Genomic DNA, 13,687 nt, shown 5'->3' on the forward strand with positions numbered 1-13,687 from the left:
TGACTAACACTTATTATAAAATATTTCTCTTCACTTCTCAAATATTTTTACCTTCAATTCTTTAGGTTCAAAAACAGCATTTGCTTCTTTATTTCACTCCCCTTCTTTTCATCATCCCATATATACGCCCGCTAAATAAGCTACACCCATAGCACTCTGATTACTAATAACACTTTTAAAAGTTTTCAATTTAGATAAAGAAGCTTGAATACTATTTAAATAATTTAATTCTGAAATCTTTCCATTAACTCATAGCTCTTTAATCTCTATTTCTTTCATAAAGCTTTGAAGTAATTCATTTATAGAAAGAGCTATTCCATTACATAAAGCCTTTAATAAAGGTTCTCCCTCTTTAGGAACATTGTATGACAATTCATTTTTCACTTCCCCACCAAAAATGAAAAGTCTCTTATTTTGAGTTGGTAAATAGAAAGCATCTAAGTATTCCTCATTATTTATTAGATATTCAAAAGCTTTTTCTGAGTGTAGTTTGCTTAAGACATTTCCGCAATTAAAGGAAGCGGCTTCCAAAATATAAGTTACTTTATTAGCGTGCTTTCAAGCAACAGAAGTAATAGTATTTGGAAGCTTTATTATTCTATTACTAGTATTAAGTAATAAGAAAGCTCCTGTTCCATAAGTACAATTAACTACTCCTTCTTTATTGCCCAAAGCATAAAGAGCCGCTTGTTGATCTCCTAGGACTGCACATACTGGTATCTTTTTTCCCTCATATTCCCAATAACCATAAGCATCTGCAGAAGCTTTAACTTCAGGAAGAATATGTTTAGGTATTTCGAATAATGCTAATAATTCATCAGATCACTCTAACTTTGCAATATCAAAAAGCATAGTTCTGGAAGCATTACTAACATCTGTATAGTAATTTCCAGTTAATTTGTAAATTAATCAACTATCTACAGTACCAATTCTTAAATTAGTACTATTTAAGCAATCTAATAATCATTTAATTTTTGATACTGAAAAGTAAGGATTAAATACTAGTCCTGTCTTTTCTCTTACTAAATCCTCATGTTCTTTGTATTGTTCAAAAAAAGCATTAGTTCTTTGGTCTTGTCAAGAAATGGCATTAAATAAAGATCTTCCATTTTCATCTCAGGCCATTACAGTTTCTCTTTGATTTGAAATAGCAATAGCAGCTATTTCATCTATAGAGCATTCTTTAATAAGAACTTTAATAGACCTTAAAGCTTGTTCTCAAATTTCATCTGCATCATGCTCTACTAAACCAATATCTGGAGAAATAGTAGTAATAGGAAAAGAAGTAGATTTAAATACTTCTTTATTCTTATCTACTAAATAAGCTTTACAGGCAGAAGAACTAACATCTATGGCTAGTATGTACTTAGACATTAAGATGCCTCTGCTTTAATTTTTTCCACTAAGGTGTTTACAATACCAGTAGCTATTTCACCTCCTACCTTTTCTTGTTTTAAATAATTATCAAAATCTATACCATCTGAAGAATATTTAGGATTTGAAGTAATTAGATCAATTAAGCTCTCTTTAATAACTGCTTCATACTTATCAAAATCTAATCTTTTTCTAGTTTTGTTCATATAGATCTCTTCAAGAGTTAATCGGTTCTCTAAATAAATTTGTTGTTCTCTCTGACGTTTCAAAGCATCAAGAGCATTTTCACCTGAAGGAGGAGGAGCTAATTTGGCAACTTCTTCCTCTTCCAACTTTCTTTTTTCCTCCTCTTCGACTCTCTTTTTCTCCCATTCTTCATTAACTCATTGGGCAGTCTCTTTATTAAGTTCATCTAACTCTCTTCAAGCTTCTTTAGGAGTGGCAGCAATAAATTTCTCTACATCGCTTAATAACTCTAAATTATCTTTAAGTAAAGTCTCCTCTATTTCTTTAGTTTTCTTAATTTTCAATAAATTATCTTCTTCTTTTTTACGTTGAATCTCTAATGCTTTTTTAGCTTTTGCAACTATCTCTTCTGCATCTGCTACTATATCTTTAATTATTTCGGCATTAGCTATTAAAGCTCCAGAGGCATTTGGATGACCTCCCCCGCCATATTTAATAGCTAACTCTCTGACAGTAACATTAATAGATCTAAAATCACATTTAACTTTTCCTTCAGGAGTATCAGAAAAGAGCATTCATATTCAATATTCCTCTAAATTTTGAAAAGTATTTATTAATCCTTTAGCTTCCTCTAGTCCTAATTTATTTAAATCTTTTTGGGTTAAATGTATTCAAATAATATTTTTACTTTTGGTGCAGTGATTTAATACGTAAGAACTAGTACAAATGCTTTGCCAAGTTCTATGAGTTAATTTATTGTGTATTAAATTCTTTTCTGCCCCTGCCCTTCATGCTTTAGCTGCCAATATCAGTGATCTTGGTAACACTGAATCAAATAAGAATCTTTGACTATCAGTACACATGCCTAAATAAAGGTAAGTGGCCGCAACAGGAGTTACTTTTCAACCATAATAATCAGCTATTTGCATTATTTGTTCACAAGTAGCTGCATAGGTGGGGTCATCTCAAGAAATTTCTGTAGCAAAATCTGAGACTACTCCGTGATGATCTACTTTAGCAATAGCATTAAATTTAGTCTTAGAATATTCAAAATATTTAACATATCCCTGTACTCTATCTTTATTACCTACATCTACTATTACTGCTAAAGCATCAGTAAAATCAGTACAAATATTAATATTTAAATCAGGTTTCATATCTAGTCAATCAAATTGATCGCCGGTATCTCCAACCACATAAGCCTTTTTTCCGGGAAAATTAGTAAGTATTAATTCCTTAAGGCCAAAAGCAGCCCCTAAACAATCACCATCAGGATTTACATGGAAAAAAATAAAAACACTGGAGTGATTTTCAATTAATTGAACAAAATACTTTAAGAAATTAGCTCTTTCTTTATCTCTCTTCTCTACTATCCTTTTTACTTCTTCATCTATATTATCGGGAATCATTACTTCTTATCCCTAAGAAATAATTCTATTTCTCTAATAACAGCATTCTCATCATTACTATATTTAGATACTAAAGTAGCATTTTGTTTTATTAAATCAATAGCATTACTTACAGCACAAAATCTTGATTTACCCATAGCAGGACTTAAATCATTAACTTGATCTCCAAAAGTAAGAATATTTTCTGGAGCTACCCCATAATAATTACCTAAGAAATCCACTACTAATTCTTTATTAACATAAGAAGCTTGAATTTCCATATTAAGGAAATTATCATAATTAAAAACAGTTACATTAGGGGGAAAATCAAAAGATCTTAAAGCATTAATTCTATTAACCATTAATCTATTAAAGTCCTCTATAGGTTGTGTGTAATCATAATAATTTTTGATTCCATATACATTAGCTTCAAGTTCTCTTATCTTATTTAATACTTCAGTAGCATTATCTTTAGTTAAAGGAAGATGCATCTTATCAGTTAAAACATCTCCTTTCATTAAGCCACTAATAAAGTCTTTATTGTGTAAGAAGTAATTTAGAAATTTTTCTGAAATGAAAGAATATCTTATTAATTCTTGATGAGGATCATATATGTAAGCTCCATTACAACAAGATGCAAAGCCCTTTAGTTCAAGCTTTGCATATATCTCTTTAGCATCTCTTCAACAGCGACCAGTAGAAAAACAAAAGAGAATATCGTTTCTCCTATTTAATTCTTTAACATAAGCAATAGTTTCTTCTGATAGCTCTCCATGGCTATTAAGAAGGGTGCCATCTAAATCAGAAAGAACTAAATATCTATATTTTTGCATTCCTTGTAGAGCGGTCTAAGGTCGTTTATATTTTTTAATATCTTAAATTCTAAGCAATTGAAAGCCTCCAATTCTTTATCTATGTCTTCCACATCTTCATCTAATTCTTTTAGATGTATAGTGGCTTTACTAAAGTAATAGCAACATTTTATAAAAAGTACTATTAAACGAGAAGCATTTCAAGCTGAATAAGAATTCCTGAAATATATTTCTTTAATACTACTAAAATCAAAAATACTCTTTAAAGTTTCAATAAATTGCTCTCCTAATTTAATTTTCTCTATTTCAATATATTTTTGAAACTTTTGTTCTAAATAAAGAGCACATATTACATTCTTTTGAGAATGAAATATGTAAAGTTGCATTAATCCACAAAATCTACATTTAGTTCTTGTAATTTGAATTTAAATTCATCTGGTAAAGGAGCATAAACAGAAATCAATTCTCTAGTGAAAGGGCAAAGAAATTTTAATTTGTATGCATGTAAATATTGGCCAAAAGTAGGATCAAAACAATTATTTCCATATATTGGATCATTAAGTATGGGGCAATTAATTGAAAATAAATGTGCTCTAATTTGATGAGTTCGTCCAGTTTTCAATAAAATTTTTAAAAAGAATCTATCTATTACTTCCACTTCTGTGCAAGCTGGTTTGTAATTAATGGCTTCTTTATTAGTGAAGCGAAGTTTATTACTTTTGCTTCTTCCCAACGAAAGAGTAATTTTCATCTTCTTAGCCGGTAGTTCTTTGGCTACTATAGCTAAGTAGTGTTTTTCAATCTCACTATCAAGGAAGAGATTTTTTAATAGAAATAGAGCTTCTTTGTGCTTAGCAATTAGTACGGCTCCAGAAGTATATTTATCAATCCTGTGTACTAAGTAATAGTGAGCTTGTTTATCTTTATTTACTTCTCCAATTAAACTGCAATCTCTGTCATAAATTGTGGGATGCACAACTATGCCAGAAGCTTTATTAACAATCAAAAAATTTTCATCTTCATACAATATCGAATAAATAAACATGGATTACAACGAAAAGAATTTTGAGAATGATCCTGAAGTTAAGAAAGAGTTAGAGGCATACGAAAAGTATATTCAGGAAAATAAAAAAAATATTTTTAATAGGATAGTTTTAGATGCCATATATACCTTAAGAATAAAGCAACCTATTATTAATTGTTGTAAGAAAATTGATTTAGCTTCTTTTCCTAATTTCACTCCTGAAACTATTGGACAATTATTAGGAAAAGAGGGACAGCATAAGCAATTCTTTATTAATTTAACTAAAGTAGATTTAGAGATCGATAAAGATAAGAAGAATAGATCAGGAATAGTAATTTCTAAATACAACTCTATTGATGTGGAGAAAGCATGTGAATTAATAAAAAAATTGCTAGCGGTAAAGAGATGGGATTTAAAAAAAATGGAGTCTCTTTATGAAGAAGTTAATCGGGAATTTAGAGAGAGATGTAAGAAGATTGGAGAGGAATGGCTTAAAAATTTTCTTCAATATGAAGAATTTTCTGAACAGTTAGCAGTAAATGTAGGTACTCTTCAATTTGTATATTCCTATAGCCAAAATATCTTAGAGCATAGTATAGAGGTATCTCAAATTTCAGCCAATATAGCTGCACAACTAGAGTTAGATGTTCTTAAAGCTAAAAGAGCAGGGTTTTTTCACGATATTGGTAAAGCTACTGCTAACTTTGGAGATCATGTGGAAGAAGGGTTAAAGATAGCTCAAGAAGAAGGATTAGAGGAATATATTCAGAACTCTATTGAATCTCATCACGGAAGAGTTGTTGCAGATAATCCTTATTCAATGATTGTTAAAGCTGCTGATATTCTTAGTGCTGGTAGGGAAGGTGCAAGGCCAAGACAAATTGAATTAATAGAGCAAAGAAAAGATATGATTCATAAACATTTAATGACTATTCCTTGAGCTAAGAAAGTAGTAATTAAAAATGTAGGGAATTTAGTTCAGATCTTTATTAAGCCAGAGAAATTTTCTTTTGATAAATTGCCTATTATGAGATTAGAGACTAGAGCTAAATTAAGACAATTACAGTCTGAGTATTCTTACAACTATCAAATTGAATTTCATGTAATTTATGAAGAACACTTCTTGCTTGAAAATAAATAATGGTGGAGAGGATGGGTCTCGAACCCACGACCTTATGCTTGCAAAGCATGTGCTCTTCCAGCTGAGCTACCCCCCCGTTTATGGTGGAAATAGGCGGGATCGCACCACCGACCTTTCCCTTATCAGGGGAATGTTCTACTACTGAACTATATTTCCTTGCAAATTATCTAATTATAATCCCTCAATATCCCTAGGCATCTTAGGATGAGGATTATAAATATCTTTAACGATCTGCCCGTCAGCTACGTGCAAAACCCTCTTTGCCATTTTAGCAATTAATGGATTATGTGTAATTATTATTACAGTAGTTTTTGCATAAAAATTAATGTAATAAAAAAGTTCTAGAATAGATTTAGTCATTGAGTGGTCAATAGCGCCAGTAGGTTCGTCAGCTAGTAATATTTTTGGCTTCTTTATTAAAGCCCTAGCAATAGCTACTCTTTGTTGTTGGCCCCCTGAAAGTTGGTGAGGATACTTATCTTTATGTTCCTCTAAATTAAGAGCGTCTATTAAGTAATTAAGCTCTTCTTTACTTTCCTTAGAAATAAAGATATCTTTAAGAAATAAAATGAAGGACTTTATCTTTCCCTCTCCTTTAAAGACATTATTTCTTAAAGTACTAATTTTCTCTCTTAAAGAAGTCTTATTATTTAAATTCTGAGCAATAGCTATATTCTCAGAAGCAGTTAAGTTAGGAAGTAAAGCATAATTCTGAAATATATATCCAATAGATTTTCTTCTGAATTCATTTAAATCTTCATCAGTCATCTTAGATATATCGTAGTTATTTAAGATACATGCGCCATTAGTAGGTCTATCAATACCAGAGAGTATATTTAATAAAGTAGTTTTTCCTGAGCCAGAATAACCTAGTATTACTACAAATTCTCCTTCTTTAATATCTAAGTTAATATCTTTAAGAGCATGAAACTGTTTGTTATTTACTAAGAAATATTTATTTACTTTCTTTAATTCTGCAATATATCCTTTCTTATTTTTCTTACGTATATCTTGCTTTAGTAATACATGCATTGACATCAAAATTTGTTGTTGAAGTAATGGATCCTGTATCAAATTTTGTTGTGGTTCTTTATTAGTTCTGAAAGCACTAAAAAAAAAATCATTACCATTAAATTTCTCTCTTACGTAACGTCAATAAAGGGTGCTAATTCCTGCCAAAGAAGCAATATTTAGAATACTTGTTAGTCAGCCTGTTGTAGTTAAAGGTCTATGATATATTTTTCCTTGTTGTGGAAGAGTAGTAGGGGCAAAAAGTAAAGTTGAAATGCCTACATCTGACATTGGCTTTCTTATGTAAAGCAAAGAAAAAGCTGTTCAAATATTAAGAAGAAAGCAAAATATGAAAAGATATTTAAGATACTTAAGGAAGTGTATTATTCTTTCTTGTTCTTTTGATTTTCCATGTGAATCTACAATATCTAATAAATCTAATAAGAAGTTATTAACTACAAAATGACAATAAAGACTAATTACTAATAAAGCTATAGTAACTATTAAGAATACATAAGAATCAAAGCTTCATAGAGCAGAACTAATGTTTTCTGATGAATGCCTTGTGTCTGGTCTAAGTAATTTAACTACATAATTAAAGGCTGTTTCAAAAGCCACAACAGCCCCTCTACCAACTCTATGTGTATTATTAACTGGTACAAATATAGCACTTAAAGCTGTTATTGCTCAGATACAGAAAAGTCAATAAGTTAAGTGGATAAAGAAATTGAAGTTAAGACACCAATATTTAAGGGGGTAGTGATTCTTAAGAAATTGTTGTTGTATTGTGTAACTCTTTAAAGAATCATAGAAGGCTTCATTATTCATCGCCTGCTCATGGGAGCTCATCTAATGGTAAAGGTATTTGGTTATGTAGCTTAATAATCCTACCTTTTTCAATGTGTACTAATTTAGTGCCCATTTTGGCAATAATAGGATTATGTGTGATTAGTACTATAGTAGTTTTGTAACGCTTATTAATATCACTAAAAATTTTAAGAATACTCTTAGAAGTGCTTTCATCAACAGCAGCTGTTGGCTCATCTGCAAATAATATTTTTGGATTCTTTATTACTGATTTAACTATTGCTACTCTTTGTTGTTGGCCCCCTGAAAGCTGATTAGGTTTCTTGTGTAAGTGTTCTTTAATACCTAAAAAATCAACTAATTCATCTAAATCTAATCTCCTATGTACATTCTCTTGAAGTGCAGCTCCTTGCATAATATTATCTTTAACAGTAAGGTCTGGAATTAAGGCATATTGTTGAAAAATAAAAGAGAGGTTCTCTCTTCTGAATCTAGTTAATTCTTTTTCTTTAAGAGCAATTAAGTTATGAGAAGCTACTATTATGCTCCCATTGGAAGGTCTATCTATGCCTGAAAGTACATTAAGAAGAGTGGACTTACCAGAACCTGAATGACCTAATATTACTACAAATTCTCCTTCTTTAATATCAATATTAATGTTATGTAATACTTGGTTGTAAGACTTATCTGAGCTATTACAGAATCATTTATTTACATTCTTTACTTCAAGTATGTAACCTGGTCTATTAAGTATGTATTTACTTCCTTTGTGTACAGAATTACATTTCTTTATTTTTGAAACGGCATCTTTAGCATTAGTTTTCTTTTTCCTTTTTTGAGAGGAATAGAAATCTCTATACCATTCATCGTAGCTTCCATATATCCTCTCATTTCCTTTACTTAAATAGGGATTGTAATTGGGATGTGTGGGTAATTCTTGAAAGCTATTTTTCTTCTTCTCTATAGTATTCTTTAAAAAATTTAACTGTAGTAGTTTTCGATCTATTTTGGTGAGTGGTTGGAATAAACGGTAAGTATATTTTTTTAGGCTCTGGAAAATAGGAAGATTCTTTACTCTTAAGCGAATATATATACTTTTTCTTTCTAAATTCTCTCTTGTGAAACGCATCTAATTCTGAAATATGTATATCTAAAGGAAGCTCTAATTCTTTAAGAATTTGTCTGTTTATCTTAGTATTCTCACTTTTCTTTTTAATTATTCAATTCAATACACTTTTGAATAAATTTAATGCAATTCTAATAGCAAAAGAATATTCATTATTGTAACTCAAAAAACCTTCTGGATTCTTCTCAAATTTAACTTTCATTAAGAATATCCTCATTCTCCATATCTGGAAAATAAGCTTGACAAAAGTTCTCTATTACATTGAAAATATGATCCATTGCTCTACCTAATTTAACTAATACTAAATGTACAAAAGAAGGTAAATCTTTATTCATTTCTGAAATAACTAGTACTAATTCACTAGTTTTTGCAAAAGCATGCTTTTGCATCTCAATAAACTTATTCCTTATTCCGCTACACTGCTTTAAATCAATAGCATTTATTCTTCCCTTACATTTAATAAACTCTTTTCATATCTCTTTAATACATTTAAGCATTTCTGAAAAAATATCAAAGCTTTTGAAGACTGTACTTAATTCTTTGCCTTGTTTATTAATTATTTGAGCTATAGAAAAGCCATAATCAGCAAATCTTTCTAAGTCTTTAAGGGATAATAAGACAGCCAAGAAGAATCTTAAATCAGTAGCTTGTGGTGTGTGCTGAGAGATATTTCATACTATCTCTTCAGCCATTCTTTTTTGAATACTATTAACATCAAACTCTATTTCTCTTATTTCTTGTAATAAGTCTTTATTTTGATATTGGAAATAGAAGTCATATACTTTTTTGTGTAAAGAATAAGTTAAATCAAAATAAGCTTTAAAGGAAATAAAGCAGTCACTAATAACACCCTCTAAGAGGAAAGCATTTATGGCCATTATCTTATTTTGGCCCCTAAAGAAATAAGAGTATCAGTGATAAATTGCATAGAAGCATTTATTTCTTCTTTAGTTAAAGTTTTTTCAAAAGACTGAAATTTAAACCGGAATAAGAAGGTGTTTTGATATCTTTCTAGAAATTGAATCTCTCGGAGTAAGGGATTAGTTAAATGATTCAATATTTTACCTATTTCAATATTAGATAGCTCAAAAGAGATGTCTTTATAAGAGGGGGGGAATTCTGAATATTCTGGGGATTTCTTTAATATGTTCTCTCCTTCTCTTAAGGATAAGAAAGCTCCAACAACTTTAAATGGTAATTTAGCTTTTAAATACCCTAAATAACCAACTATTTCTTTATTACTAATAATTTGTAATAAATTAGTACTTAGAAATGGTGGAAAAACTTTTGTAGCTAAAGCGAAAGTAATCTCTTGATTAATCAATGAACTACTTCTCTTTAAAAAGGATTGTAAGTCATATAGGTCATTATTAATTAGAGAAGTATTTAAAGGAAAGGATTTAGGAATTAAAGGAACTACTATATTTAAAGTATTTAAATCTGTAGTTATTTCAAATATAGGGTAAAGAGCATTCTTAAGATTATTATTTCTCTCTAATACATTTATTAATTCAAATAGAGCATGTTTTCTTAGTGCTGACTTATCTAAAGAAATAGGATTCTTTAAAGTGCTTACTTCATTATTAAATAATTCATAAGTTTGAGAAGCTTGTTCTGGTAGTTGTAAATTAAAGGTAGAGCACTCTAAGAAATTTTTATTCTTTCAAAAATCTTTAACTTTTTCCAAAGAGAATAATTTGGAAGCGGGAGTTATTGAGTATTGAGCTATTGGAGGCTTTTCATCTATATCATTTAAATCTACATTTCTCATTATTTCTTCAATAAAGTCTTTGCAATTATTAATGTCGTTTCTTCACAAAGGTACAGTACATTTATTATTTTCAAAAATAAAGCCATATTTACTTAATTTAGTAATTAGCTCTTGCTTAGTAGTTTCATTAATACATAAAAAAGTACAAACTTTACCTCAATCTATATCTATAGTTACAGGATTTACTATTTCTGATATTTCATTGCCTAAAAATTCATTAGCCAAATTATTAAAGAATATTGATTTAGATTTAATTGTTTGGCCAGTAATTGGTTTAATTAGTATATTAAAGGCTAAGAATATATAGTAATTTAAACATTCTTCATAATTAGTAGAAAAGAAGTTATTAGTAAAGAGAGCCAATTGAAGTTCTCAATTACTACTATATTTCTTTCCATTATTTATGGGCTTTTCATAATTTAAATGCTTTATTAATTCTGAGGCTAAGCCTCAAGCAGAATGTAAATCTCCTCTATTGGAAGGTAGAGAGAGTTCAAAAATAATATCATCTAAATTTAAATCACTAGCTTCAAAAAGCTTATTAATATTAAAGTCTTCTGGTAACTCTAATATACCCTCTATTCCTTTGAAAGTTAAGAGATTAGATTTAAATAATTCTTTGTAAGAACAAAGCATTCCATAAGATACCTTCCCAAATACTTCTCTTTCTTTAATCTCTATATCTCCTAGTTTAGCGCCTGGTAAAGAAGCAATTACTTTAATGCCTTCTCTTACATTACTTGCTCCACAAACTATATCTCTCTCTTCATTTAATAAAGGAATAAAGACTTTGCAATAATTAAGCTTACTACTGCCCTCTATCTTTTCAAAAGATTTAATTTGTGCATAATAAATACCTGTAGGAGCTATTATTTCTTCATAAGATTCAAGCTCTATACCGCTCTTAAAAAAAGCTTTAGTCAGAGCTTCAATAGAAAAGTTTTTTATATCTGGAAAGAAATCAGAAAGTAAGTTCCTAGTAATAATCATCTCTTAAAAATGAAAAATTATTAGTGTAAAGCTTTCTGATATCAGAAATGTGATACTTAATCATGGCTAATCTCTCTAGCCCTACACCTCCCGCAATAGCTTCATATTCTGAAGAATAACCAAAATTATTAAGTATTTCACTCTTTAATAAGCCTGCCCCTAATACCTCTATTCACCCACTACCTTTACATATTTTGCAATTCTTAGAAGTGCAAGTGCAACGCATATCTATTTCTAAGGAGGGTTGAGTAAAGGGAAAGTAGGAGTTTCTAAATCTATACTCTCGATTCTCTCCAAATATAGCTTTAGTTATTACTCCTAGCATTCACTTTAAGTTTGCTAAATTCATACCTTTTTCTACCCATACAAAATCTAATTGAGTAAATTGGTGTGTATGTCTAGCACTCTCATCATCTTTGCGATATACAGCGCCTATAGTAGCGCACTTATTGCCCTTATTTTCCTTTAAAAAAATAATACTATTAGTGGTGCAGTGAGGCCTTAATATAGTGCCATTATTAAAGTAAAATGTTTCACTTTCTGATTTTGAAGGATGATCTGGAGTAAAACATAAATTATCAAAAGCTTCTTCTTCAGTAACTACTTCTTTGCCTGCTTCAATATGAAATCCTAAGCTATAAAAGAGCTTAATTAAGTCTGATTTAATTTCAGACAAGTAATTTAGTGAGTAATTGTTGAAATTTAAATTAGGAATAGAGAGATCTAAAGTATCTATATTTAAAGCTTTCTCTTCATATAATTTTTTGAATTCATAAAATGCTTCTTCAACTTCTTTCTTAAGAGTATTAATTCTTATTCCTAATTCTTTCTTTTGATCAACAGAGGCAATAGCTATTTCTTCTTTTAAAACATTAATATATTCTTCTTCAAATGCTTTCTTAAGCGCTAAAGCTTCTTGAATATCTTTAGCGTTCTTTATCTTTTCTTTAATCAAGCCTCTATCTCTTCTTTTTTATCAATCTTTTCTCATGGATAAAGCTCATTACCAAAGTGTCCAAAACAAGCTAAATCTCTATATTTAAATTTACCATTATTAAATCTATCTATTAATTCAGAAATATATTTAGGGAAAATATTTTTTATTATTTCTAGAATTTCTTCTTTTGTGTACTTACAGTCATCATTTACATTTATTGAATAACTTACTGCTTCTTTAGCTCCTAGATAATAAACTAATTCTAACTCTATGAATTTACATATACCACTAGCTACTAAATTCTTACATATTCATCTTGCATAATAAGCTCCTAATCTATCAATTTTAGTTAAATCTTTACCGCTATATCCACCTCCTCCATGCTTAGCTTCTGAGCCGTATGAATCTACCATAAGCTTTCTGTTAGTAAGTCCACTATCTGCCTCCAATCCTCCTAAAACAAATCTACCTGAGCTATTAATATAAATTTTTTCAGTAATAAAGTCTATTCCGTGCTTCTTTAGTACAGGTTCAATTATCTTATTTAATATCTCTTCTTTAAGAGTTTCATATTTAATATCTTCTTGATGCTGTATTGAGAATACTAAATTCTCTAAGTAATACTTAGTATCTTTTTTTCTTAAAGATACTAAGGATTTCATATCGTATTTTGCTCAAGGAATTACATTAGTATCTATTAATTTAGTAGCTACCTTTACTAAATCAGAAGAGATTACGTGGGATAAGGGCAAGTAAGAAGGAGTTTCATTAGTGGCATAACCATATACTATTCCTTGATCTCCTGCGCCCGTTATTTTATTACTAAATACAGAATTCCTAATATCTAGGCTTTGTTTACTAATATTAAGAATAAACTTGAAATCATTCAAATTGTATTTAAGCTTAGTTAATAGTTCTTTAATTATTGATTCATAATCCAAATTAGCTGTAGTATGTACTTCTCCCGCTACTACTATTAAATTATGTGAAGTTAATACTTCACAAGCAACTTGACTATTCTTATCTATAGAAATGGCCGCATCTAATATAGAGTCAGCTATTTGATCTGCGATCTTATCTGGATGACCTATTCCTACCGATTCAGAAGTTTGTAACATTA

Annotated in this window: 12 protein-coding genes and 2 tRNA genes; 1 reads left to right on the plus strand and 13 read right to left on the minus strand. The window is 29.7% G+C overall.

The genetic code is table 4. The features are described 5' to 3' along the window. Positions 1-3: 3 nt before the first annotated feature. From A6V39_RS02425 to A6V39_RS02445, 5 genes are read right to left on the minus strand one after another with little or no spacing between them, the layout of a single operon-like run. Positions 4-1,374, minus strand: a complete 1,371-nt coding sequence (locus A6V39_RS02425) for an FGGY family carbohydrate kinase (protein ID WP_187150071.1) — start codon at positions 1,372-1,374, stop codon at positions 4-6. Then, a complete protein-coding gene (locus A6V39_RS02430) occupies positions 1,374-2,969 on the minus strand; it encodes a DHH family phosphoesterase (protein ID WP_187150072.1) in 1,596 nt (531 codons plus the stop codon). Before A6V39_RS02430 ends, A6V39_RS02425 begins: the two co-directional genes overlap by 1 nt. Beyond that, positions 2,969-3,781, minus strand: a complete 813-nt coding sequence (locus A6V39_RS02435) for an HAD-IIB family hydrolase (protein ID WP_187150073.1) — start codon at positions 3,779-3,781, stop codon at positions 2,969-2,971. The genes A6V39_RS02430 and A6V39_RS02435 overlap by 1 nt, the downstream gene beginning before the upstream one ends. Next, positions 3,760-4,146, minus strand: a complete 387-nt coding sequence (locus A6V39_RS02440; protein WP_187150074.1) for a hypothetical protein — start codon at positions 4,144-4,146, stop codon at positions 3,760-3,762. Before A6V39_RS02440 ends, A6V39_RS02435 begins: the two co-directional genes overlap by 22 nt. Continuing rightward, positions 4,146-4,805, minus strand: a complete 660-nt coding sequence (locus tag A6V39_RS02445) for an RluA family pseudouridine synthase (RefSeq protein WP_187150075.1) — start codon at positions 4,803-4,805, stop codon at positions 4,146-4,148. Before A6V39_RS02445 ends, A6V39_RS02440 begins: the two co-directional genes overlap by 1 nt. On the opposite strand from A6V39_RS02445, the gene A6V39_RS02450 reads away from it, so the two are divergent. Beyond that, the gene (locus tag A6V39_RS02450; protein WP_187150076.1) at positions 4,804-5,925 is read left to right on the plus strand and encodes an HD domain-containing protein; all 1,122 of its coding nucleotides are present in this window, start codon (positions 4,804-4,806) and stop codon (positions 5,923-5,925) included. The genes A6V39_RS02445 and A6V39_RS02450 overlap by 2 nt on opposite strands. Here the strand turns inward: A6V39_RS02450 and A6V39_RS02455 are convergent. The 8 genes from A6V39_RS02455 to metK form a co-directional block, all read right to left on the minus strand. Beyond that, positions 5,926-6,001: transfer RNA gene (locus A6V39_RS02455), tRNA-Ala, on the minus strand. A gap of 5 nt (positions 6,002-6,006) precedes the next feature. Continuing rightward, positions 6,007-6,081 (minus strand) — tRNA-Ile (locus A6V39_RS02460). Between the two features lie 15 nt (positions 6,082-6,096). Beyond that, a complete protein-coding gene (locus A6V39_RS02465; protein ID WP_187150077.1) occupies positions 6,097-7,764 on the minus strand; it encodes an ABC transporter ATP-binding protein in 1,668 nt (555 codons plus the stop codon). Continuing rightward, positions 7,757-8,872: an ABC transporter ATP-binding protein gene (locus A6V39_RS02470; RefSeq protein ID WP_187150078.1), complete on the minus strand. Its 1,116-nt coding sequence runs from the start codon at positions 8,870-8,872 to the stop codon at positions 7,757-7,759. The genes A6V39_RS02465 and A6V39_RS02470 overlap by 8 nt, the downstream gene beginning before the upstream one ends. A gap of 188 nt (positions 8,873-9,060) precedes the next feature. Continuing rightward, positions 9,061-9,747 carry a PhoU domain-containing protein gene (locus A6V39_RS02475; RefSeq protein ID WP_187150079.1) on the minus strand — a complete coding sequence of 229 codons (687 nt, stop codon included), beginning with the start codon at positions 9,745-9,747 and terminating at the stop codon, positions 9,061-9,063. Further along, on the minus strand, positions 9,747-11,630 hold the full coding sequence (locus tag A6V39_RS02480; RefSeq protein ID WP_187150080.1) for a phenylalanine--tRNA ligase subunit beta-related protein: 1,884 nt from the start codon (positions 11,628-11,630) through the stop codon (positions 9,747-9,749). The genes A6V39_RS02475 and A6V39_RS02480 overlap by 1 nt, the downstream gene beginning before the upstream one ends. Beyond that, positions 11,617-12,585, minus strand: coding sequence for a phenylalanine--tRNA ligase subunit alpha (gene pheS / locus A6V39_RS02485; protein ID WP_187150081.1), 969 nt, complete (start codon positions 12,583-12,585; stop codon positions 11,617-11,619). Before pheS ends, A6V39_RS02480 begins: the two co-directional genes overlap by 14 nt. Further along, on the minus strand, positions 12,567-13,685 hold the full coding sequence (metK, locus tag A6V39_RS02490) for a methionine adenosyltransferase (RefSeq protein ID WP_187150082.1): 1,119 nt from the start codon (positions 13,683-13,685) through the stop codon (positions 12,567-12,569). Before metK ends, pheS begins: the two co-directional genes overlap by 19 nt. Between the last annotated feature and the right edge of the window lie 2 nt (positions 13,686-13,687).

Source organism: Candidatus Mycoplasma haematobovis (assembly GCF_001645765.1).
Classification (GTDB): domain Bacteria; phylum Bacillota_I; class Bacilli_A; order Mycoplasmatales; family Mycoplasmoidaceae; genus Eperythrozoon_B; species Eperythrozoon_B haematobovis.